The following is a 22897-nucleotide window of genomic DNA, read 5'->3' as shown; positions in this document are numbered from 1 at the left end:
AGAAAGGGACCACCACGATGGCACTCCGACGCTTCCTCGACGACCACCGGGACGAGCTGGGCGCACCCCTGTCGATCCACCGGGCAGGGTTGACCCTCCGCCTGCTCCTCACCGTCGCACTCCCGTGGGTGGTCGGTGTGGCTGTCTTCCTCCTGCTCCCCTGGTTCGGCATGTGGGAGCCCATCGCCTTCACCGTCGTCACCGGGGTCATCCTGGTGTGGCTCGTCGTCTTCAGCGCCCTGGAACCGCTGGTCGTCTGCGAGCGGGGGCTCATGCTGGGCATGCGCCAGCACCCCGGCGCCCCGCGGTTCGTCGTCCGGTACGAGCAGATCGTCCCCGGTTCGCTGGTCCCCGTCACCCGCGCGCAGAACTACCGCGCCCTCACGCGACCGCCCGGTCAGTCGCAGACCCTGCGCGTCCTCACGGGGACGACGCAGGGCCTCCACTTCGTGGGCCCCGAGGCCGAGGAGGCCACCCGTCCCCGCACCGCCCGCCCGGCCCTCCGCTCCACCGCGATGCGTGCGGTCGACGGCCGCACCGTCTGGTTCGCGAGCACCGGCCGCACCCCGCCGTCCACCGTCGCCGCAGAGATCGCCCAGGCCGCACGTCGCCAGGGTCTGACCCATCTGGCCGACGCCACCGAGGCCGCGCCCACCCGCGCACTCACCCGCAGCCCGGCCGACCGCCACCGCCTGCTGCCGGGCCTGCCGCCCGTCGCACCCCCGTGGCAGTAGACACCGGTCCCGAGGCCGCCGTCACCCCACCGCGTCGAGGAACCGCAGCACGGCGGGGGTGACGACGTCCGGCCGGTCGCGCTGCACCCAGTGACCCGCCCCCGTCACCACGAGGAGGCGGGAATCGGGGATCGACCCGGCTGCGGCCTCGGCGCGGGCCACCGGGACCCCCGTGTCCCGGTCACCGTGGACGACCAGGGCGGGCACGGGGAACTGCGCCAGCCGGTCCGAGTAGTCCGTCGTGAGCCGCAGCGGGCCGATCTGGTCCCGCTGCCACTGCTCGAACGGGACGAAGGCGGACTCGCGCTGGGCCTCCGCCTGGACGGCGTCGACGAGTTCGGGGGTCCGCCGCTGCGGGTCGCGCACGATCGCGACGAGGCCCTGCTCCAGCCTGCGATGGTCGTTCCCGTACCAGCGCAGCATCCAGCCCATGAAGCCGGTAGCGACGGTCATCCACGTGAAGACGTGCGCGGGCAGCGCGAGGGGGCCCGGGAACTGCCGCCGCATGATCCCGTAGGTGCCCAGCAGCATCGCGCCCGCGACGCGCGACGGCCGGTCCAGGACGTGGCCGATCGTCAGCCCGCCGCCCAGCGACAGGCCTCCCACCACGTAGCGGTCCAGTCCCAGCGCGTCGACGACCTCGCCCACGTACGTCACGAGTCGCTCCTGCGTGTAGGGCCAGGGCGCGCGGTCGCTCTCCCCGTGGCCGGGGTTGTCCGGCGCGTAGACCCGGTGCCCGCTAGCGGCGAGCGCACCGCCCAGCTCGCCCCACGACAGCCACGCGTTGTCGACGCCACCGCCGTGCAGCAGGAGGACGGGACTCAGGTCGCGGGCCGTCGCCGAGGCCGTGGTCGCCGTCGCGTCAGACGTCGCCGCCGGTTCCCACTCGAGGCACGACACCGTGCCCCACCCCAGGTCGATCGTCCTCCGTCGTGCGTGCACCATCGCCGTCTCCCTCCGGGGCCGTCCTCCCACGGTACCGGGCGGAGGTCACGGGCATGAGGGGCGAGGCCCGGGTCGCGTGGGGCCCAGGTCAGCACTGACCCGACGCAGTCAGCCCGGGCAGGCCCAGCCCGCTCCGCCTCAGCGCAGCACGACGGTCCGGGCGCCGGAGAGGAACACGCGGCCCTCGCAGTGCCACTTGACGGCGTTCGACAGCGCCTTGCACTCGGCGTCTCGACCCGCGGCCACGAGGTCGTCCGGACCGAAGGAGTGGTCGACCTCGACCAGCTGCTGCGCGATGATCGGGCCCTCGTCCAGCTCGCTGTTGACGAAGTGCGCGGTCGCGCCCACCGTCTTGACGCCCCTCTCCCACGCCTGGTGGTAGGGCTTGGCACCCTTGAACGACGGGAGGAACGAGTGGTGGATGTTGATCGCCCGCCCGGTCAGCTCGCGCGCCAGATCGTCGGAGAGGATCTGCATGTAGCGGGCCAGCACGACGAGGTCGACCTCGAAGCGCTCGACCAGCTCCAGCAGCTTCGCCTCCGCCTCCGGCTTCGTGTCCCGGGTGACGGGGATCCGGAAGAACGGGATGCCGTGCCACTCGACGAGCTCGCGGTGGTCCGGGTGGTTCGACACGACGGCCGCGATCTCGATCGGCAGCTCGCCCACCCGGGCGCGGAACAGCAGGTCGTTGAGGCAGTGCTCGAACTTCGACACCATGACGAGCACGCGGCGCTTCTCGCCCTGCGGCCACAGCTGCCAGGTCGCGCCGAACTCCTCCCCGATCGCCTCGAAGTCCGTTCGCAGCGCGTCGACGCCACCGTCAGACTTCGAGGTGATGCCGAAGTCGATGCGTAGGAACAGGCGCTGCGTGTGCTGGTCGTCGAACTGCTTGAGCTCCTTGATGTCGCCGCCGTGGGTGAGCAGGGCGCCGGTCACCGCGTGGAGGATGCCCGGCCGCTCGTCGCACTCAAGGGTGAAGATGTAATCCTGCATGTCCGTGTCTCCTGTGACGATGGTGCAGATGTGACGGGGGTGAGGTGCTGGCCTCAGTCAGCCGGCGGTCTCGGTCAGCCGGCGACGGCTTCGACGGCCAGGAACTCCGCCATCCCGTCCAGCAGCCAGCGCACCGTGAAGTCGGCGAAGCTGGCCCGCGGGAGCACCCGGTACTCGTGCTCCGCGGAGTGGTGGAGGATGACCGGCACGGGTCCCAGCGCGGTGACGATCGCGGATCCCACGCCGAAGGCGCGCGGGTGGAGGTCCGCGCGGCAGCTCTTCTCCAGCACCGCGCGGGCCTGCTCACCGCTCAGCTCGAGGATCGTCCGGTTGGCGGAGAGGTCGACGACCTGCCCGGGCAGCCCTTCGAGGGCCGCCTCCGCCTGGGCCGTCTCTCCCGGCCGCTGCCGCCGGGAGACGTCGACGGCCAGGAACTCGTCCGGTGAGAGCCACAGGATGTGGAGTCCCGCACCGGCGCCGGTCACCTCGCCCACGCTGCGGGGCAGCGGGAGGCCGTAGGCCTCCTCGAGCGCCGTGCCCGAGGCCGTGCCCGGCTGGGCGCGCAGGCCCACCTGGACCGTGAACGGCAGTTCCCGCAGGGCGACTGCGTCGCCGCCCGCGGCACTCGCCCGGGACATCTGCTCGCTCAGGTGTGCGGCCGGGGAGACGCGCAGCGCGTCGAGATCGACAGTGCGCGCGGAGTGGGTCGTATCAGCCATCGCGGCGGTTCCCTTCCGGATCGTAGAAGACGGGCGAGGTGATCTCGACGTCGACCAGGGTGTCCCCCCGCGGGGACTGGATGATCTCGCCCATACGGCCTCGGCCGTTCTCCACGAGGGCGAGCCCGAAGGGCCGCTCCAGACTGGTCGAGATGTAGGACGAGGTGACGTGGCCGATCATCGGCACCGGTCCGGCCTCGGGGGTGATCGGGGTGCCCTCGGCGACGAGCTGCGCGCCCTCGGCCAGCCGGGTGGTCCCGTCGACGGGCAGCACGCCCACCAGGTGCTTCCGGTCCTCACGGGCCGTGTCGACCCGCGAGTAGGAGCGCTTGCCCACGAAGTCCTTGAGCTTCGAGACGATCCACTCCATGCCGGCGTCCTGCGGGGTGACCGTGCCGTCCGTGTCCTGGCCGACGATGATGAAGCCCTTCTCCGCCCGCAGCACGTGCATGGTCTCCGTGCCGTACGGGGTGATGTCGAACTCCGCGCCCGCCTGGGCGATCGCCTCCCACACGGTGAGCCCGTAGAACGTCTCGACGTTGACCTCGAACGCGAGCTCACCGGAGAAGGAGACCCGGCAGATGCGCGCCGGGATCCCGTTCGCCAGCGTCGTCTCGCGGAAGCCCATGAACTCGAAGGCGTCGTTCGACACGTCGAGGTCCGGGGCGATCTTCGCGATGACGTCGCGCGACCGGGGGCCGGCGACCGCGACGGTCGACCACTGCTCGGTCACCGAGGTGACAACGACGTCGAGGTCCGGCCACTCCGTCTGGTGCCACTCCTCGAGCCACTCGAGGACGGTCGCCGCCCCGCCGGAGGTCGTCGTCATGTAGAAGCGGTCGTCCGCCACGCGCAGGGTCACGCCGTCGTCGAAGATCATCCCGTCGGGCTTGCACATGAGGCCGTAGCGGCCCTTGCCCACGGCCAGCTTCTTGAACCCGTTCGTGTAGATGCGGTTGAGGAACTCACCGGCATCCGCCCCGCGGATCTCGATCTTGCCCAGGGTCGAGGCGTCCTGGAAGCCCACGGATTCGCGCACGGCCCGGCATTCGCGCAGGACCGCGGCGTCCATGTCCTCGCCGGGCTGCGGGTAGTACCAGGGGCGCTTCCACTGACCGACGTCCTCGAACTCGGCCCCGTGCTCCACGTGCCACGGGTGGATCGACGTGACCCGCGCCGGGTCGAACAGGTCGCCCTTCCGCCGGCCGGCCAGCGCCGCGAACGGCACCGGCGCGAAGGGGGCGCGGAAGGTCGTGTGCCCCACGCTGCCCAGGTCGTCGGTCTCCCCCAGCACCCGGGCGATCGCTCCGATCGCGTTGACCGCGGAGGTCTTCCCCTGGTCGTTGGCCGTCGAGATCGACGTGTACCGCTTGATGTGCTCGACCGAGCGCATGCCCGCGCCCATCGCCCGCTGCACGTCCGCGACCGTCTGGTCGCGCTGGAGGTCGACGAAGTGCGTGGCCAGGTTCGCGTGGTCGTCCTCCGCGGTGGTGACGAGCCACAGCGGGCGGTCGGCCGCGTACGCCGTCGCCGCGGCCTCGGGAACGGCCAGGGCGGCGGGGAACCCGGTCCGGTTCGCGGCTGCGTTCCCCGCCTCCGCTCCCTGCCGCAGTGCCGCCTCGAGGGACTGGTCCCCGGTGACCGCACCAGCCGTGAACTGGTCGCGGACCGGCGTCGTGGGCACGAAGGCCGCGATGTCCGCGCGCCAGTGGATCTGGCCCTTGCGCTGACCGTGCAGGTGGATGACGGGCGAGTGCCCGCCGGAGACGGCCAGCAGGTCGACGGCGATCTCCTCGCCCCCGGCCGCCGCCACGCCGTCCGCATCCAGACCCGCCACGGTGATCGCGCTGACCCGGCCCGCCGGGCCGTCCCCGGCGGTGCCGGTGACGGCGGACCCCAGGAGGAGGCGGGTGCCCGTGGCCTCGGTGACGCTCGCGGCCACCGCCGAGGCCGTGGTCCGGGAGTCGACCACCGCCGCCACCTCGACACCGGCCGCGTGCAGGTCGGTCACGAGGGCGTACGCGTGGTCGTTCGTCGTGGCGACGGCGACCCGCTGCCCCGCGGCGACGCCATAGCGGCCCAGGTAGGTGCGCACGGCGGAGGCGAGCATGATGCCTGGACGGTCATTGTCCGCGAAGACGATCGGCCGGTCGTGCGCGCCGGTGGCGAGCACGACCTGACCGGCACGGATGTGCCAGACGCGCTGGCGGACGCCGCGACCGCCCGCGGCGGCGACGGCCTCGGTCCGGTCCTCGAGGGCGACGAAGTAGTTCGAGTCGTAGCTGCCGAAGACCGTGGTGCGCGGGACGTAGGTGAGCTCCTCGTGCTCCGCGAAGCCCGCGACGGTGTTCTCGACCCAGTCGATCGCGTCGTGGCCGTCGATGGTCTGGGCCGTGGCCGGTCCCTCCGCCAGGAGGGAGCCGCCCGGCAGGATCTGGTCGTCCAGCAGCAGGGTGCGTGCACCGGACTTCCCGGCCTCGCGCGCGGCGGCGAGCCCGGCGGGCCCGGCGCCCACGACGAGGACGTCGGTGTGGACGTGCGTGTGCTCGTACGTCTGCTCATCCTGGCCGGGGTCGAGGATGCCGAGGCCGGACAGGTAGTCCGCCTGCAGGCCCTCGGCGATCGGGACGCGGGTGGCCGGCAGCATCGATTCGGAGATGTCGCCGGGGTACCGGGCATGCACGCGGACGAGGGCGTTGGACTCTTCAACGCCGGCGCCCAGGATGCCGCGGGGCCGTCCCAGGTAGGTCGAGGCGCCGCAGTCCAGGCGACCGGCCGCGATGAGGGCGCTGGCGATCGTGTCGCCGACGTATCCGGAGTAGGCGGTGCCGTCGACGGTGAAGGTGATCGGGCGACCGGTGTCGATCCCGGTGGCACCGGGCAGACGGGTGGAGGTCGTCATCGAGCCCCTCCTTCAGTGGTGGCGGATGCTCCGGCGGCGGGGCGGGGAGATCCCATCGGGTAGATCGCGGTGAACTCGTAGGTGGCCGTGTCGCGGACGGCGTTGAACCACTTGCGGCAGCCGGCGCTGTGGCTCCAGCGCTCGGCGAAGGCGCCGCGGTCGTTGTCGCGGTAGAACAGGTATTCCGCCCACTCGCGGTCGGACAGCGCGTACGGGTCCTCGGGGTAGGCCACGTGGGCCTGCCCGCCGTAGTGGAACTCCGTCTCGTCGCGCGGCCCGCAGTGGGGGCAGTGGATGAGCAGCATGTCGGACCTTTCAGTGCGCCACGGCAGCGGCGCCGTGCTCGTCGATGAGGTGACCGGTCTCGAAGCGGTCCAGGGCGAAGGGGGCGTTGAGCGGGTGCGGTTCGTCGTTCGCGATCGTGTGGGCGTAGGTGAAGCCCGCCCCCGGCGTCCCCTTGAAGCCGCCCGTGCCCCAGCCGCAGTTGACGTAGAGGCCCTGGACCTCCGTCTTCGACACGACCGGGGAGGCGTCGAGGGTGACGTCGACGTTGCCGCCCCACGTCCGCAGCAGGTGCGCACGGGCGAAGATCGGGAAGAGCTCGACCGCTGCGGCCAGCTGCTCCTCGATGACGTGGAAGCCGCCCCGCTGGCCGTAGCCGTTGTAGGAGTCGATCCCGGCGCCCATGACGAGCTCGCCCTTGTGCGCCTGCGAGACGTAGACGTGGACGTGGTTCGACATGACGACCGTGGGGTGCACGGGCTCGAAGAGCTCAGAGACCAGCGCCTGCAGCGGGTGGGTCTGGATCGGCAGGCGGACCCCGGCCATGTCGGCGAGTCCCGAGGAGTCGCCTGCGACGGCGAGGGCGACCTTCTCCGTGGCGATCGGGCCCAGGTTCGTCTGCACGCCCACGACCTGGTCGCCCACGCGGTCGATGCCGGTGACCTCGCAGTTCTGGATGATGTCGACGCCCATCTCATCCGCCTTGCGGGCGAATGCCCACGCGACGTGGTCGTGCTTCGCGATGCCGGCGCGCGGCTGGTAGGTGGCGCCCATGACCGGGTAGCGGAGGTCGTCGCTGATGTTGATGATCGGGCAGACCTCCTTGACCTGCTGGGGGTCCAGCCATTCCGCGTCGACGCCGTTGAGCCGGTTGGCGCCCACCCGGCGCTGCGACTCGCGCACGTCCTGGAGGGTGTGGGCGAGGTTGAGCACGCCGCGCTGGGAGAAGAGGAAGTCGTAGTCGAGCTCCTCGGGCAGCTGCTCCCAGAGCTTGAGGGACTTCTCGTAGATCGCAGCGGACTCGTCCCAGAGGTAGTTCGAGCGGATGATCGTCGTGTTGCGCGCCATGTTGCCGCCGGCCAGCCAGCCGCGCTCCAGGATCGCGATGTTCGTCATCCCGTGGTTCTTCGCCAGGTAGTAGGCGGTGGCCAGGCCGTGCCCGCCGCCGCCCACGATGACGGCCTCGTAGGACTTCTTCGGCTCCGGATTGCGCCACAGGAAGTCCGGGTGCTCGGGGAGGAGGTCAGCCATCAGCGGGCTCCGATCTCTGCGATGCGAGGGGCGATCGACGGCACCACCGCCGGCGCCTTTAATAGTCAACTAATATATCAGTTGTGTTCCTGTAGTGTAAGCGGCGGAAATCCAGCCGCGCAAGAGCTCTGAGACACGAGACTCACGACCAGGAGGTGACGCCTGTGCCAGACATCCGGAACGGCGGGTCGTCCCTGGCCGACCAGGCCTACGAGGTCCTCCGACATCGCCTCATCATGCTCGACATTCCCCCGGGCGACGCCATCAACGAGGCATCCCTCAGCGCTGAGCTGGGTGTGGGAAGGACACCCATCCGCGAGGCACTCAAGCGCCTCGAGGGTGAGCACCTCGTCGTCTCCTACCCGCGTCGCGGAACCTTCGCCAGCAACGTGAACATCACGGACCTCGCGGCGATCACAGAGATGCGCGAGGCGCTCGAGCCGATCGCCGCGCGCCGCGCCTCGCGGAACATCACCCCTCAGCTGCGCGCGGAGTTCACCCAGGCGATCGCGCGGATCCGCGACCTCGACCCGGAGCAGGACGCGCGGACGCTCATCGAGAGCGATCTGGAGGTCCACCGGCTCGTCTACCGCGCGGTCGACAACCTCCACCTGCAGGAGTCCCTCGTCCACCTCGACGATCTGGCCACGCGCATCTGGTGCCTCGCGCTGCCGCGGATCCCGGATCTCATCGGTCACATCCGCGACCACGTCGACCTCCTCGAGGCGATCCTCGCAGGCGACGAGGACCGGGCCGGCGCGGAGGCAGGCACCCACGTCCGCGAGTTCGAGGCCACCGTCCGCTCCGCCCTCGCGTAGGCCATTCGCCTTCCGCTTGCGGCTCCGCACCCGTAGTCTCGGACCAGCCGACCGGTGGTCTCGGACCGGTCGCCGTCCGAGCCACTGAAAGGGACGCGCATGACCCGGTTCCACTCGCAGGAATCCCTGGCCGCCCCGCTCGACCAGGTGGTCCGCTGGCACGCGCTGCCCGGCGCCGTCACCCGCCTGTCCCCGCACTGGGCGCAGACGGTAGTCCAGGAGGGCGATCCCGCCGTCCCCGGCACCCGCACGCGCATGAAGATCGCCGCACCCGGGTCCCGCGGCGCGATCCGCCTCCCCTGGCAGTCGGAGCACGACGCTCTGGACGATCCCGCCATCGCCCCGCTCACCGCTGTTCCCGCCGCCCTGGACGACTCCACCCACACCGGCACCGCCTACGGATTCGCCGACCGCATGGTCGACTCCCCGCGCGTCCCGCTGCGCTCGTGGGAGCACCGGCACGTCTTCCGACCCCACACCTCCCCCGCTCCCGAGGCCGCCGCGAGTCCCGGCTCCTCCACCCTCATCGAGGACACCGTCGATCTCGAGCTCCCGCAGCTGCCGGGACGGCTCTCCCGTCTCCCCGGCTCCGGACTCCCTGAGTCCGCGATGCTCACGAACCTCGAGCGCACCTTCGCCGCCCGCACCACCCGCCTGACCCGCGAGTTCGCATTCCTCCGCAGCATCGACGCGCCCACGACGGGCGGCGACCGGCCGTTGCGCATCCTCGTGACCGGCGCGTCCGGTCTGGTGGGAACCCAGCTCACCGCACTGCTGACGACCGCCGGCCACACGGTCCGCCGCCTCGTCCGGCAGGAGCCCCGGACGGGCACGCACGGTGCGGCTCCCCGCGCCACCGCCGCCTACGCCCACACACCCGCATCCACCCCCACTCCTCCCACCCGCTTCGCGTCCACCGGCGAGGCACCTGACCAGGAGTCCCACTGGGATCCCCGCGCGAATGTCCTCCTGCGCGACGACCTCGCATGGGCGGACGTCGTCGTCCACCTGGCCGGCCGCAGCATCGCGGGTCGCCTCACGGACGCGGCGAAAGAGGAGATCCTCGCCTCCCGCATCGCATCGACCCGCCTGCTCGTCAGGACGATCGCCGCGCTGCCGCCGGCAGATCGCCCGGAGGCGTTCATCAGCGCCTCGGCGGTCGGCTACTACGGCACGGACCGTCGCACCCCCGCCGCCGAGGCCGCACCCGCCGGCACCGGCTTCCTCGCCGATGTCTGCCGGGCCTGGGAGGACGAGGCCGCCGCGGTGGAGGCCTCCGGTGTCCGCTGGGTGTCCGTCCGGACCGGGCTCGTGCTCAGCGGCCTGGGCGGTCTGCTCGCCCTGCAGGTTCCGCTCTATCTGGCCGGTGCCGGTGGCCGGTTGGGCTCCGGCGACCAGTGGTTCCCGTGGATCGGCCACGACGACCTCGTCCGCGTCTACGCGCGTGCGATCGTCGACGACTCCCTCTCCGGGCCCGTCAACGCGGTGGCGCCGGGCATCGTGCGGCAGACGGAGTTCGCGAAGACGATGGGGAAACATCTGCGCAGGCCGGCGCTCCTCCCTGTGCCGCGACTGGGTCCCGCGCTCCTGCTGGGCGACGACGGGGCCGATGAGCTCGCCCTCGCCGGTCAGAACGTCGTCCCCACCGCGCTGGAGTCGGTCGGATTCGAGTTCGCCCACCCTCAGCTGCGCGACTGCCTCATCGAGGAACTGGGCCCCTGACCCCGCTGACGTCAGGCATCGTCGGCGGTGCCGGACTCCTGGCCTGCGCCCTGCGCGCTCGTATCGCTCCCGCTGCCCGATCCGCTCTCCATGGAACCGCCGCCCTGCGAGTTCGCGTCGCCGCCCGCACCTCCGCCGGACCCGCCGCTCCCCGCCGAGCCTCCGTCGGACGAACCCGACCCGGACGAGCCGCCGCTGTCCGAGGACCCGTCCGCGCCGGTGCCCTCACCCGCTCCTGAGTCGGACTCCTGGCCGGTGCCCTGCTCGCCCGTGCCCTCCTGGTCACCGGTCCCGTCGTCCGTGCCGGAACCGCCTTCGTCGGCCGGGACTTGCTGACCCGTCCCCTGCCGTTCCGCACCACCGTTCGACCCGGTCGAGCCGCCCGTGTCGCCGGTGCCCGCCTCACCGGTGCCGGTCTCCTCCGTTCCCGAGGTCCCCTCACCCTCGCTCGCATCCCCCGTGATCGACCGCGAGATCTGCGAGGTCCCGGGTGAGATGTCGTTCTCCGTCACCTGCTCGGCGACCACGACCGCGCCGATGCCCACGAGGAAGGTCGCCGCACCGATCACCACCGGGTAGAGGACCCGCTTGCGCCGCAGCTTCTGCCGCCAGGTGAGTGGCTCATCCGTCGCGATCGCGATCGTGCGCCCATCCTTCGCGTTCGGCACCGGGCCGATCTTCGCGACGGCCCTCTGGACCTTCTCCTTGCCTTTGTCCAGACCTCGGCTGTAGAACGTCACCGCCACGGCGGTGACCACGCTCGCCAGCCCTGCTCCCAGGACGGTGCCCGCCACTCCCAGCTGGCCGCCGATGACGGACGAGGTCGCCGCCGCGGCCGCACCCGCGACCAGCGACGTGGCAGAGACGCCGTTGCCGTCTTTGGTCTCGGACTCACCGGAGGCGGCCGCCTGTCCGCTGGTCACGTGTCCGGTGGACACGTCCCCGGCATACGCGGGGACCTGGGCCAGGTCGTCCGTGACGACCGGCAGCATCTGCGCGGTCGTGGGCGCACCGTCGTTACGCAGGTGGTGCCCCGCAGGTTCTCCTCCCCCGTACACGCCTCCCCGGACTTCGTCACTCCCGCTCGCGCCCCTCTGGGCCTCACGATCCTGCACTCGCCCCGGGCTCTCGAATCCTCGTGTCACAGACACCGGCATCCCTCCCCATCCTGATTCCCGGAAGCCTCGCCCACTCACTTCAGGGGATCCTGGGGAGCCGCCCGCGAATCTGGTGGTCGCCTGACAGCCGGGACCCGCCGAGGTCCACGGATCCGCGGTTGTGGCACTCTCGTGTGAGCGGCGCGACACCCGCTTCCCAGCCAACCGCCAGCACAGGAGCCCCGTGCACACAGCCCCCGCAAGCCCCACCGCCGCACTCGTCTTCGACGACGTCACGGTCCGACGCGCCTCCACCGTCATCCTCCCCGGCGTCTCCTTCGCGGTGGGCCGCGGCCAGCACTGGGTGATGCTGGGCCCAAACGGGGCGGGCAAGAGCACGATCCTCAGTCTGGCCGGCGGGATGGGGCACCCCACCAGTGGGACCGTCGACGTGCTGGGGCATCGGGTGGGCCGCGTCGAGCTCCGCGCCCTGCGCGAACAGATCGGGCACGTGAATCCGCGCCACCCCCTGCGCTCGAAGCTCACCGCCCTCCACGTGACGCTCACCGGTCTGACCGGGACGATCGAGACGATGCTCCGATGGGAGCCCACACCGGAGCAGAACGAGAGGGCACTGGGGCTCCTCGACCGCTTCGGCCTGGCCGACCGCGCACACGCCGCCTGGCCCACCCTGTCCCAGGGCGAGCGCGGACGCACCCTCATCGCTCGTGCCCTCATGGCCGATCCGGACCTGCTCCTCCTGGACGAACCGGCCACGGGTCTGGACGTCGCCGCCCGCGAGCAGCTCATGGAGACCCTCGAGATCCTCCCCGCCGAGCACCCCGACCTCACGACGGTCCTCGTCACGCACCACCTCGAGGAGATCCCGTCGTCCGTCACGCATGCGCTCCTGCTGCGCGACGGCGCACCGCTGGCGCACGGACCGGCCCGCGATGTCCTCACCACAGAGAATGTCACCGCCGTCTTCGACCACCCCATCGCGGTCCGCTACGACGACGGCCGCTGGAGCGCCCGCACGAACCGGAGCTCTCGCTAAGACCGCACGACTTCCCGGTGGCCCGCGTCCAGTCGCTTCGTCCACCCCCGCGTGTCCAAATGCTCCAGCAGCGGGATGACGGTCCTCCGGGTCGTGTCGAGAGCCTGCCGCGCCTGGCTCGTGGTGAACGGCTGCGGCAGTGCGGCCAGGACCCGCATCGCCTGCGCCGGCGCTCCCGGCCCCAGCACGATCGGATCGCCCTGACCAGCCGTGCCTCCGCGGGCACCGGCGCCGCCGCGCGCGTCCTGCCCGCCCAGCCGCACGAGGCGACCCTGCGCTTCCGCCGCCGCGAGCTCGCGCGCACCCAGCCGCAGCCGGTCGAGATCACGGGCCTCCGGCGCCCGGAACGGTGCCCTGGTCCACTGGTCCTCGAGCACCGCGATCGCCGGCTCCGCCGTCCCCATCGTCCGTGGGGCTCCCGGCGGGCGGATCCGTCCGGCGTCCACGGTCAGCTCCGCCTCCCGCACGATCGCGCTCAACAGCGCCGAGGCCGCCCGCACCCCCGCCTGCACGTCACCTCCCGCACCGGTCAGGTCCGGCAGCCCCAACCGGTCGACCGCCGCCTTGCCCGTCAGCCCCGGTGACAGCGGATCCGCGGCGAGCTCTGCACGGACCGCCTCCCCCAGCGCCTGCGCCCAGCTCGCCAGCCGTTCCTCGTCGACCAGCACATCCCGCACGCGCCGCACTCCCGCAGGCAGTGCGCCGTCGTCCGGCACCTCCAGGCCCGCCGATCCCAACACGCTCACCGGCACGGCGCCGCGGCGCCGCACCTCCGTCGCCAGGTCGCCCTCCGGCCGCATGTCGGCCAGCTGCTCCGCCCGGCGGCGCGCGTCCCCGCGGCGGGCGAGCTCCGGCGGGTCGACGTCGAGCACCTGGACACCCGCGTACACCGCACGATCACCGGGGGCACGCAGCAGCACACGGTCCCCCAGCGTCAGCGGCAGCGACCGAGCCAGCGTCAGCCGCGCGTGCGTCTTACCCAGCGGCCGCACCGTCGCCGTCACCGCGGCGGTCCCCACGTGCGCGGTGAGCTCGCGCGGCGCCTCTTCCAGCGACTCCCCCGTCAGCCCGCGGACATCGACGACGGACGTGAGGCCCCAGGCACCCGTGCTCAGTAGGACATCACCGCGATGCACGGCATCCGCCGGCACCCCGCGCAGGTTCACCGCGGCACGGGTGACGGGACCCAGCACCTCGACGGCCGCGTCCTGACTCTGCATCCCGCGCACGGTGACCGCGCGCCCGCCGGCGTCCTCGGCGCCCACCAGCACCAGTTCATCGTCGGGTCGCAGCGTCCCACCGCCCAGGGTGCCCGTGACGACGGTGCCGGCGCCGGAGATCGTGAAGGCGCGGTCGATCCACAGGCGGATGCGCGCGTGCGGATCCGGGGCCGGTGCCGCGGCGAGGACCGCATCCAGCCGCTCACGGAGTTCGTCGACCCCCTGCCCAGTCGTCCCGGACACGACGACGGCCGGCGCCTCCGCCAGACCCGTGTCCGCCAGTTCCGCCCGCGCTCGCGCCACCACGGCGTCCACTCCGTCCGGCGCCAGGTCCGCCCGCGTCACGACCAGCAGGCCGTGCGCGATGCCCAGCGCCGCGATCGCGTCCCGGTGATCGCCGGACTGGGGCATCCACCCCTCGTCCGCCGCGACGACGAAGAGCACGATCGGCGCGGGGCCCACGCCGGCCAGCATGTTGCCCAGGAACCGCTCGTGCCCCGGCACATCGACGAAGGACACGGTGCGGCCGCTGCGCAGCGTCGTCCACGCGAACCCCAGATCGATCGTCAGGCCGCGCCGGCGCTCCTCGTCCCAGCGATCCGGCTCGATCCCCGTGAGCGCCCGCACCAGCGTCGACTTCCCGTGATCCACGTGCCCGGCCGTCGTGACGACGAACGAAGCCCGCCTCGCTGACTCCGACCCCGTCCGAGCCGACGTCCGGCCCGCCGGATCCGGCCCAGACTCTCCTGTCCCCGCTGCCGCCACACCTGCCCCCGTCACGCACGTCCGGCGGACAGATCCGCCAGCACCCGCCCGATCGCGTCCGCCAGCGCACCGTCCTGGTCCTGGGGCACGCAGCGGAGGTCGACGAGGCAGCGTCCCTCGTGCACCCGCGTCACGACCGCCGGCGTCCCGGTCCGCAGCGGCGCCGCCGCGGCCTCCGGCAGCGCGATCGCCCAGCCGGGCAGGTCGACGCCGGTGCCCCCACCGCCGCCCACGCGTCCCGCGTGCTCCACGACGAGCACTGCGACCATCGCGACCCGCCCCGCATGGTCCATCGCGGCGGACCGCGCTTCGTACGCGACGGTCTCCGTCCGCTCTCGCAGGTCCTGCGGATCCGTGTGCAGCGCCTGCTGGACCGGCGGGTCACCGGCGGTCAGCGTCGCCTCGAGCGCGGCGAGCGTGAGCTTGTCCGCCCGCACCGCGCGCGCCATCGGATGCCGGGCCAGGGTCGCGAGGGCCTCCGCCCGTCCCAGCAGGATCCCGGCCTGCGGGCCGCCCAGCAGCTTGTCCCCGGAGGCGATGACGACGTCCGCTCCGGCTGCCAGGACCGAGGCCGCGTCTGGCTCCTTGGGCAGCGCCGGTTCCGGCGCCAGCAGTCCGCTGCCCAGGTCGACGATGAGGGGCACGTCGCGCGCGTGGCACAGGTCCGCCAGCTCCCGCAGGTCCGCGTCCGCCGTGAACCCCTCGATCCGGAAGTTCGAGCGGTGGACGGACAGGACGGCCGCGACCTCGCCCAGCACCCGCTCGTAGTCCTCCAGGTGGGTGCGGTTCGTCGTCCCCACTTCGACGAGGCGCACACCGGTGGACTCGATGAGGTCGGACAGGCGGAAGCCCGCCCCGATCTCCACGAACTCGCCGCGGCTGATCGCGACGCCCGCGTCCCGGGCGAGCGCGGTCGTGGCGAGCATGAGGGCGGCCGCCCCGTTGTTCACGACCAGCGCGTCCTCCGCCGCCGGGCACGCGGCCAGCAGCGCGGCGCGCGCAGCCGCTCCCCGCCGGGCGCGCGCCCCGGACACAAGGTCGAACTCGAGGTCCGTGTACCCGGCGGCGTCCGCCAGCGCCCGCTGCGCGGCCGGGGACAGCGGGGCCCGGCCCAGGTTCGTGTGGACGACGACGCCGGTCGCGTTGAGCACCGGGGTGAGCGACGAGGCCCGGGACGACTCGAGGGAGGCCAGCAGCTCCGTCTCCACGGCCTCGGGCGCGATGTCACCGGACCGGGCACGGTCCTGTGCGGCCCGGATGAGGCCCAGGACGACGGACCGGCCCAGGGAGGCGACGGCGGCGGCCACCCGCGGGTGCGCCAGCAGGGCGTCCGTGCGCGGGATCCGCCGGCGCGGGTCTGCGGGGCCGGCTGCGTTGTCGTCGTCCACGGACACTCCTCCATCGGGGCTCCAGAGATTGGCGGAGGCGGACGGGAATCGAACCCGCCAAGCCCAGATGCTGGGCTTCACCGGTTTTGAAGACCGGGGCGACCACCAGGACGCGGACGCCTCCATCCGTGAAACTACCAGGCATCCCGGACACGGAACCCTCGGCATACGAACCCGGGGGCCTGACAGCCCGGATCACCCGTAGACTCCCCGGCATGAGCATCGATGGCGACGCCGCACCGGCTTACGGCACCCCTCTTCCCACCCTTTCGGCTCCCGCAGTCCGCCTCACGACGATGGCCGCAGGCGGCGGCTGCGCGTGCAAGATCCCGCCCGGCGAGCTGGAGACCGCCGTCGCGTCGCTGGCCGGCCAGGACTTCGAGCAGGTCCTCGTGGGCCTCGACGACGGCGATGACGCCGCCGCAGTCCGCATCCAGGATGGGCTCGCAGTCCTCTCCACCGCGGACTTCTTCACCCCCGTCGTCGACGACGCGTACGACTGGGGCCGCATCGCCGCCGCAAACGCGATGAGCGACATCTACGCGATGGGCGGTACCCCCGTCGTCGCGATCAACCTCATCGCCTGGCCGCGCGAGGCCCTCCCGATGGAGCTCATGACCGAGGTCCTGCGCGGCGGACTGGCCGTCGCGGGCGACGCGGGCGTCCCTGTCATCGGCGGACACTCGATCGACGGTCCCGAACCCACCTACGGCATGGCCGTCACCGGCACCGCCCACCCGGACAGGCTGCTGCGCAACGACGCCGCCGCCGCGGGCCTGCCCATCACCCTCACGAAGCCCGTGGGCGTGGGACTGCTGAACAACCGCCACAAGTCCACCGGCGAGGTCTTCGCCTCCGCGATCGACTCGATGACGACGCTCAACCGCGATGCCGCGGCCGCCGCGCTCGAGGCCGGGGCCACCGCCGCGACGGACGTCACCGGCTTCGGCCTGCTGGGTCACCTGCACAAGATGCTGCGGGCCTCGGGCGTGGGCGCCGTCCTCGACCGCTCCGCGGTCCCGCTGCTGGACGGTGCGGCCGAGGCCCTGCGCGACGGCTACGTCTCCGGCGGCACCCGCCGCAACCTGGACTGGGTTCGCCCGCACGTGCGCGCGGGTGTCGGCATCACGGAGGACGACCTCCTCGCGCTGGCCGACGCGCAGACGTCCGGCGGCCTGCTGGTCGTGGGCGAGGTCCCCGGCTATCCCGTCATCGGCGAGACCGTCGCGGGAGACGGCATCGACATCCGCTGAGACGCACGGCCCTGCTGCTGGGGCCTCAGCACCATCAGGAAGGACATGCGCGGGTGCAGACAGTCATGCTTCTGACAGAAGCGATGATCGTCCTCGGGGCGATCCTTCTGGGTGTCCGCGCTGGCGGAGTCGGCATCGGACTGTGGGGAGGAGTCGGCACAGCTCTTCTCGTCTTCGTCTTCGGCGAGGACATCGGAGCCCCTCCCGTGGATGCTCTGCTGATCATCGTGGCCGTCATCCTCGCCACCTCCGTCCTGCAGGCCGCGGGTGGAATCGACTGGATGATCTCGCTCGCTGCTCGAGTCATCGTGAAGAGGCCGCGAAGTGTGACCATCGTGGCTCCCCTGGTGTCTTTCCTCTTCTCTGTGGGTGCAGGAACCTCGAACATCCTCTTCTCGCTCCTGCCCGTGATCCAGGAGGTCGCAGAGCGATCAGGAGTGCGGCCCTCGAAGCCCATGAGCGTCTCAGTGGTGGCGACGAGTGTGGCACTGGCGTGCTCCCCCGTCTCCGCAGCCATGGCGGTCATGGTCTCCATCATGGACGTGCAGCCGGCAGGGGGCTGGAGCATCCTGCAGATCATGGTCGTGACCGTTCCGGCAGCGGCTGTGGGCATTGTCGTCACGTCGGTGCTCGTCAGTCGGTGGGGTGGACCCGACACCCGTCCTGCCGTCACCGCGAGGGACGCCCCTCCGGGTATCACGGGCCTGACCACCGTGACCACAGGCATCACGCCCCGCGCACGTGCAAGTGCGCTGGTGTACTTCGCGGGAGTCCTCAGCGTCGTCGCGTTCGGACTCTTTCCGGCTCTCCGACCCTCGAACGGCGAGGGGGACGTCGTGGGCGTCGGTGTGATGATCCAGTTGGTCATGCTGGTCACATCAACGGCGATTCTCATCGTCGGACGACCTCAGCTGGACTCCGTCCCGTCCGCGGACATCTTCCGCGGTGGCATGGTGGCAGCCATCGCCTTCTTCGGCTTGGCCTGGATGATCAACACCTTCCTCGACGCCCATGCTGAGACGGTCTTCGCGAGCCTGGGCGAGTGGGTGCACGCATGGCCGTTCGCGATGGCCATCGCCGTCTTCCTGATAGCAGTGCTGACCACCAGCCAATCAACAGCGACCCTGGCGATCGTGCCCATCGGTCTGGATGCCGGCATACCGATCGCCCTCACCGTCGGCCTGTGGGTCGGAGGCCTGGGAGGCATCTATCTCCTTCCCACCAACGGACTGCAGATCGCGGCTGCTGCGTTCGATCAGACGGGTTCGACGAAGCTCGGACGCCGACTCTACGACCATTCGTTCTTCGTCCCCTCCATCATGGTCACACTCGTCACCATGCTTGCCGGGGCGGCCATCGGCTCGATCGTGAGGCACTGACGGAGTCAACAGCAGGTGAGGACTGCACTGTGGCCTGCGTCCACGACGGGGGCGGCGAGTGAGCGCCCCAGACCTGTCGAACAGCCGGTGATGATCCAGGTGGCCATGGTGCGTCTCCTTCGGTGCAGACGATGAGGGGCACCAGCTTCGCTGACGCCCCTCACACTCCGCGCTGCCGCGCGGCCCGCGTCCGCCCTCACACTCCGCGCTGCCGCGCAGTCGCCCTACGCCTGCAGGCCTGCCGCGCTCAGGTCCGCGACGAGCTGGCGGACGCCGTAGGTCCACGGTGCCAGCTGCTCGGTGGGACCGACCGTGCTGACCAGTCGGCCCAGGCGCGGGTTGGCGATCGTGACGACGTCGCCGTGCTTGTGCGTGAACCCCTCGCCGGGCGCATCCCGGTCGAGCGTGGGGGCGAAGAGCGTGCCCGTGAGGATGACGCAGCCGTCCGGGTACTGGTGGTGGTCACCCAGCGTCGCCTCGACGAGGCGCTCGAACGTGCGGCTGAGCGCACCCACGGTGTTGAGCCCGTCCAGCACGAAGCCGTCGCCGCCGTCCGCCTCGGATGCGCCCTCGACGCGCAGCTCGATCTCGACGCTGCGCGCATCGTCCAGGGTGAAGGACTCGTCGAACACTCGGATGACAGGACCCAGGGCCGTCGACCGGTTGTTGTCCTTCGCCATGCCCAGCAGCAGCGCGGACCGCCCCTCGACGTCGCGCAGGTTCACGTCGTTGCCCAGGGTCACGCCCGCGATCCGTCCGTCGGCCGTCACGACCAGCGTGAGCTCCGGCTCCGGGTTGTTCCACGCGGAGAACGCCGGGATCCCGATCGCGTCGCCGCTGCCCACGGCGGACAGCAGCGGCCCCTTCGTGAAGACCTCCGGGTCCGGCCCCAGCCCCACCTCCAGGTACTGCGACCACCAGCCCAAGGAGAGCAGCTGCTCCTTGACGGCCGCGGCCTCCGGACTGCCGGGCACGATCGCGGCGAGGTCGACCCCCACTGCCTGCGTCATCTCCTCCCGGATCCGCTGTGCGCTGCCCGGGTCGCCGCCGGCCCGCTCCTCGATGAGCCGCTCGATCATCGAACCCGCGAACGTGACCCCGCAGGCCTTGATGACCTGCAGGTCGATGGGCGCCAGGAGGGTGAGCGCGGACGGCCGCGCCGGATCGTCGCCCGCGTCCAGCTCCTGCGGCAGCCGCACATCGTCGACGCTCCACGTGGCTGGGGTCGCGAAGAGGCCGGCCAGATCCAGTGCCAGGCCCTCGCGCTCCAACAGCGACGCCGAGGTCCCGGCCAGCTCCGAGGCATCCCACACCTGAGCGCCCCGCAGGGCGACGGGCACGGGCACACCGCGCGCCGGGTCCCAGACCCGGCCCACGAAGGTGCCGGCGGTCTGGTCGACCGGCAGGACGTCCCGTGCGGTCACCACCGCCGCCGAGGCCGCAACACCTGCCGCCTGCCCGGTCGCCTCCACGGACACGACCTCCGCAGTCTCCTTCTCCGCCGTCACTGCGCCGCCACCCACGCACCGTCGACGCGACGGGCGATGCCGGTGGGGTTGGACTCCTGGAGCTCCAGCGGCAGCATCGCGTCCTCCATGTCCTGGAACGCGACGCCGCGCAGCCAGCGGTCGATCGCGGCGGTGCCCACGCTCGTCCCGTGCTGGGTCGCGGCGGGGTACGGGCCTCCGTGGTACTGCGCGTAGGAGACGGTGACGCCGGTGGGCCATCCACCGCGCAGCACGCGACCGCAGCGGTCCTGGAGCAGCTGGAGGACGCGGGTGATGTCCTCGCCGTCCGCGCTGTGGATCGTGCCGGTCAGCTGTCCGCCCAGCAGGTCGAGGGCCTGCTCGAGCTCTGCCGTGTCCGCGTAGGTGATGAGGACGGCGGCGGGGCCGAACATCTCCGTGCGGATCGCGGCCGCGTCACCGGACAGCTCCGCCGCGCGCACACGCAGCACGCCCGGGGCGGGCGGGTTCGCTCCGTCACCGGCGACCAGCACGTCGACACCCTCCGAACCGGCCACCTCGTCGCGCTTCGCGACGAAGCCGTCGCGGATCGACTCGGTGAGCATGCCGACGGAGGGGGCGACTTCGGAGGCGAGCCGGGGCAGGGCCGTCTCCGCGGCCTCGGCGGCGGTCTCCGGCAGCAGCAGCAGGCCGGGCTTCGTGCAGAACTGGCCCGTGCCCATCGTCATGGAGCCGATCCAGCCGGCCAGCAGGTCCTCGCCCTGGGCGGCCCAGGCGGCCTCGGTGACGACGACGGGATTGAGGGAGCCCAGCTCGCCGTAGAACGGGATGGGCTCCGGGCGGGCGACGGCGCGGTCGAAGAGGGCGCGGCCGCCCGCCTCCGAGCCGGTGAAGCCCACGGCCTTGACCTGCGGGTGGTCGACGAGGGCCTGCGCGGCCTCGAAGCCCTCGACGGCGCCGAAGAGGCCGGCCGGGGCGCCGGCGGCGGTCAGCGCGTCCGCGACGATCTGCGCGGTGCGGCGGGCCAGGCCCTCGTGGGCGGGGTGCAGCTTGTGGACGACGGCGCAGCCGGCGGCCAGTGCGGAGGCGGAGTCGCCGCCGATGACGGAGAACGCGAACGGGAAGTTCGAGGCGCCGAAGACGCCCACGACGCCCAGCGGCACGTTGATTCGGCGCAGGTCGGGGCGGGGGCCCATGCCCCAGTCAGCGTCCGCGTGGTCGATCGTGGCGCCCAGGAACTCGCCGCGGCGGGCCTCCTGGGCCAGCAGGCGCAGCTGGAACGCGGTGCGGGTGAGTTCGCCGTTCAGGCGCGCGTCGGGGAGGTTCGACTCCTCCATCGCGAGCGGCACGAGCTCCTCGCGGTTCGCTTCGAGGGCGTCGGCGATCGCGTCCATCCAGGCGGCGCGCTCGTCGCGGGTGCGGGTGCGCGCTTCGAGGAACGCCTGGTGAGCGGCGCGGACGACCTCATCCGTGCCGGCGACCCCCTGCGGGGCGGCGGGTGCGGTGCGAGTGGTCTCAGTCATGAATGTGCTCCTTTCGAGGATCTCACTGTCTGAGTCGAGTGTGGTCTGTCGGGACTGCGGCGGTCCGGTTCCGGCCGGTCGCGCATGCCTGAGCACGGTGGTCGGGCTGTCGTGGGCGGACCGGCGGGGCCGGGCACTACGGCGACGTCGTCCGCGGGCGAATCGCCGCCTCGTGGAATATAGGTTTCACCCCAACACTATACGAACGAGTAGCGTGGGTCTCCTGAGCACGCGCCGCCGGCGGGGCGCCGCGCCTCAGCCGGTCGTCGTAATGGAGTCGTGGGTGATGCCGGCCTGTCGTCGCGCCTCCAGCCGGTCGCGCTGCGGCACCACGACGTGGCGCGGGTCCTTCGTCGACTCGATGCCCGCTTTGAGCATCCCCTGCCGCGTGAACGCCGAGGCCGCCGCCAGTGCCGCTCCCGCCACCGCCGAGCCGATCTGCAGCCCCACGCGCACGCCCGTCCGCCAGCCGCCGGAACCACCCGCACCAGAGCCACTCGCGCCGGAGCCGCCGAGGCCGCGCGCCACCCGCGCTTCGAACACCCGCGCGCCCACTTCGAGTGCCGCGGTCGCGACGCCCCCGGCGAGCGCCAGCACCTCGGCCCGGTGCAGCAGCCGGCCGGGCTCGCCCGACTCCATCGGCTCGACCTCCGCCGGATGCATCCGGTTCTTCATGACGCGCATCGCCGCGAGCTCCACGACGGTCCCCAGGAGCGCGAACACCCGCGCGGGCCCGGCCTGGGCCACCGGTGTCGTCACCATCGCGGCACCGCCGGCCGCCAACGACGCCGAGGCCGCGAAGACGACCGGCAGACCGTTCCGTCCCGCTGCATTCCAGGTGGGCACCGCCGTGGCGCCCAGCAGCACGCCTGTGTAGGCGGCCAGCGGGGCCGCGAACACGACCGATGTCACCGCCGCCGGCGTCTCGACCGCCTGCAGCAGCGTGCGCGCGGGCGACAGCGGCCCCAGGGGGATCCGCTCGCCCGTCAGCCGGTCGACCTCGAGCACCGCGACGACACCCGCGGTCGACCCGAATCCGCCCAGGATCCACGACCCCAGGCTCATGGGCGAGGTGATCTTGACGGTGCGCATCATGTTGAGGAAGCGGTCGGGCCGGCCCAGGTCCTCGATGAGCGCGACGGTGCCCAGCCCAAGCGCGGCGAGCGCCGTCAGTCGCGTCCTGGACCGCAGCGCGGGCCGGTCCGTCAGCTGCGCGCCCAGCCCCAGCAGCGCGGAACCGCCGGCCAGACCGCCCAGGAACAGGTACGCGGCGATCTCATCGCCCCACGGCGGCGCCTTGACGATGGGCCGCCCGTAGTACGACGTGAACTCGACGTCCTCGACCATGGGCATCTCGCGCCCGCCGTCGGCGCCTCGACTCAG

General features: G+C 72.1%; 17 protein-coding genes, 1 tRNA gene and 1 pseudogene. 6 read left to right on the top strand and 13 right to left on the bottom strand.

What is annotated here, in order from left to right:
• Positions 1-17 precede the first annotated feature (17 nt).
• Positions 18-734 carry a hypothetical protein gene (locus HGBR_RS13960; RefSeq protein WP_019159967.1) on the top strand — a complete coding sequence of 239 codons (717 nt, stop codon included), beginning with the start codon at positions 18-20 and terminating at the stop codon, positions 732-734.
• Between the two features lie 21 nt (positions 735-755).
• On the opposite strand, the gene HGBR_RS13955 is transcribed toward HGBR_RS13960, so the two are convergent.
• From HGBR_RS13955 to HGBR_RS13930, 6 genes are all read right to left on the bottom strand, one after another.
• On the bottom strand, positions 756-1679 hold the full coding sequence (locus tag HGBR_RS13955; protein WP_019159966.1) for an alpha/beta fold hydrolase: 924 nt from the start codon (positions 1677-1679) through the stop codon (positions 756-758).
• Between the two features lie 138 nt (positions 1680-1817).
• Positions 1818-2672, bottom strand: coding sequence for a formyltetrahydrofolate deformylase (gene purU, locus HGBR_RS13950; RefSeq protein WP_019159965.1), 855 nt, complete (start codon positions 2670-2672; stop codon positions 1818-1820).
• A gap of 74 nt (positions 2673-2746) precedes the next feature.
• A complete protein-coding gene (locus HGBR_RS13945) occupies positions 2747-3391 on the bottom strand; it encodes a sarcosine oxidase subunit gamma (RefSeq protein WP_019159964.1) in 645 nt (214 codons plus the stop codon).
• A complete protein-coding gene (locus HGBR_RS13940; protein WP_019159963.1) occupies positions 3384-6293 on the bottom strand; it encodes a 2Fe-2S iron-sulfur cluster-binding protein in 2910 nt (969 codons plus the stop codon). Before HGBR_RS13940 ends, HGBR_RS13945 begins: the two co-directional genes overlap by 8 nt.
• A complete protein-coding gene (locus tag HGBR_RS13935) occupies positions 6290-6598 on the bottom strand; it encodes a sarcosine oxidase subunit delta (protein WP_019159962.1) in 309 nt (102 codons plus the stop codon). The genes HGBR_RS13940 and HGBR_RS13935 overlap by 4 nt, the downstream gene beginning before the upstream one ends.
• 10 nt (positions 6599-6608) lie before the next feature.
• Entirely contained in the window at positions 6609-7826 is a 1218-nt protein-coding gene (locus HGBR_RS13930; RefSeq protein ID WP_019159961.1) for a sarcosine oxidase subunit beta family protein, read from the bottom strand.
• Positions 7827-7990: 164 nt separating this feature from the next.
• Here HGBR_RS13930 and HGBR_RS13925 point away from each other — a divergent pair, with 164 nt between their 5' ends.
• Positions 7991-8644: a GntR family transcriptional regulator gene (locus tag HGBR_RS13925; protein ID WP_019159960.1), complete on the top strand. Its 654-nt coding sequence runs from the start codon at positions 7991-7993 to the stop codon at positions 8642-8644.
• 99 nt (positions 8645-8743) lie between these two features.
• Positions 8744-10366: a TIGR01777 family oxidoreductase gene (locus HGBR_RS13920; protein WP_019159959.1), complete on the top strand. Its 1623-nt coding sequence runs from the start codon at positions 8744-8746 to the stop codon at positions 10364-10366.
• Between the two features lie 11 nt (positions 10367-10377).
• Here HGBR_RS13920 and HGBR_RS19070 read toward each other — a convergent pair whose 3' ends face one another.
• Entirely contained in the window at positions 10378-11424 is a 1047-nt protein-coding gene (locus tag HGBR_RS19070) for a hypothetical protein (RefSeq protein ID WP_147522512.1), read from the bottom strand.
• 283 nt (positions 11425-11707) lie between these two features.
• Between HGBR_RS19070 and HGBR_RS13910 the strand changes: the two genes are divergently transcribed.
• Positions 11708-12520 (top strand): ABC transporter ATP-binding protein, encoded by an 813-nt coding sequence (locus HGBR_RS13910; protein ID WP_019159956.1) that lies wholly within the window; start codon positions 11708-11710, stop codon positions 12518-12520.
• Here HGBR_RS13910 and selB read toward each other — a convergent pair.
• From selB to HGBR_RS13895, 3 genes and pseudogenes are all read right to left on the bottom strand, one after another.
• Positions 12517-14412 (bottom strand): annotated as a pseudogene (gene selB, locus HGBR_RS13905) (selenocysteine-specific translation elongation factor); the annotation flags it as partial. The gene HGBR_RS13910 and the pseudogene selB sit on opposite strands and share 4 nt — an antisense overlap.
• A gap of 104 nt (positions 14413-14516) precedes the next feature.
• Entirely contained in the window at positions 14517-15893 is a 1377-nt protein-coding gene (selA, locus tag HGBR_RS13900) for an L-seryl-tRNA(Sec) selenium transferase (RefSeq protein WP_019159954.1), read from the bottom strand.
• A 29-nt stretch (positions 15894-15922) separates the two neighbouring features.
• Positions 15923-16017 (bottom strand) — tRNA-Sec (locus HGBR_RS13895).
• 91 nt (positions 16018-16108) lie between these two features.
• Here HGBR_RS13895 and selD point away from each other — a divergent pair.
• Together selD and HGBR_RS13885 are read left to right on the top strand one after the other, a co-directional pair.
• The gene (selD, locus tag HGBR_RS13890; RefSeq protein ID WP_083882907.1) at positions 16109-17146 is read left to right on the top strand and encodes a selenide, water dikinase SelD; all 1038 of its coding nucleotides are present in this window, start codon (positions 16109-16111) and stop codon (positions 17144-17146) included.
• 65 nt (positions 17147-17211) lie between these two features.
• Positions 17212-18525 carry an anaerobic C4-dicarboxylate transporter family protein gene (locus HGBR_RS13885; RefSeq protein ID WP_261795176.1) on the top strand — a complete coding sequence of 438 codons (1314 nt, stop codon included), beginning with the start codon at positions 17212-17214 and terminating at the stop codon, positions 18523-18525.
• Positions 18526-18749: 224 nt separating this feature from the next.
• On the opposite strand, the gene HGBR_RS13880 is transcribed toward HGBR_RS13885, so the two are convergent.
• The 3 genes from HGBR_RS13880 to nrfD all read right to left on the bottom strand — a co-directional run.
• The gene (locus HGBR_RS13880; protein ID WP_315968876.1) at positions 18750-20033 is read right to left on the bottom strand and encodes a fumarylacetoacetate hydrolase family protein; all 1284 of its coding nucleotides are present in this window, start codon (positions 20031-20033) and stop codon (positions 18750-18752) included.
• The gene (locus tag HGBR_RS13875) at positions 20030-21514 is read right to left on the bottom strand and encodes an aldehyde dehydrogenase (NADP(+)) (RefSeq protein ID WP_019159950.1); all 1485 of its coding nucleotides are present in this window, start codon (positions 21512-21514) and stop codon (positions 20030-20032) included. The genes HGBR_RS13880 and HGBR_RS13875 overlap by 4 nt, the downstream gene beginning before the upstream one ends.
• Before the next feature lie 255 nt (positions 21515-21769).
• On the bottom strand, positions 21770-22897 hold a 1128-nt coding region (gene nrfD / locus HGBR_RS13870; RefSeq protein ID WP_147522520.1), incomplete at its 5' end, for an NrfD/PsrC family molybdoenzyme membrane anchor subunit.

Source organism: Brevibacterium senegalense, from assembly GCF_000285835.1.
Lineage (GTDB): Bacteria > Actinomycetota > Actinomycetes > Actinomycetales > Brevibacteriaceae > Brevibacterium > Brevibacterium senegalense.
Note: the sequence above shows the minus strand (reverse complement) of the source record. Positions and strands in the feature narration are given on the sequence as shown.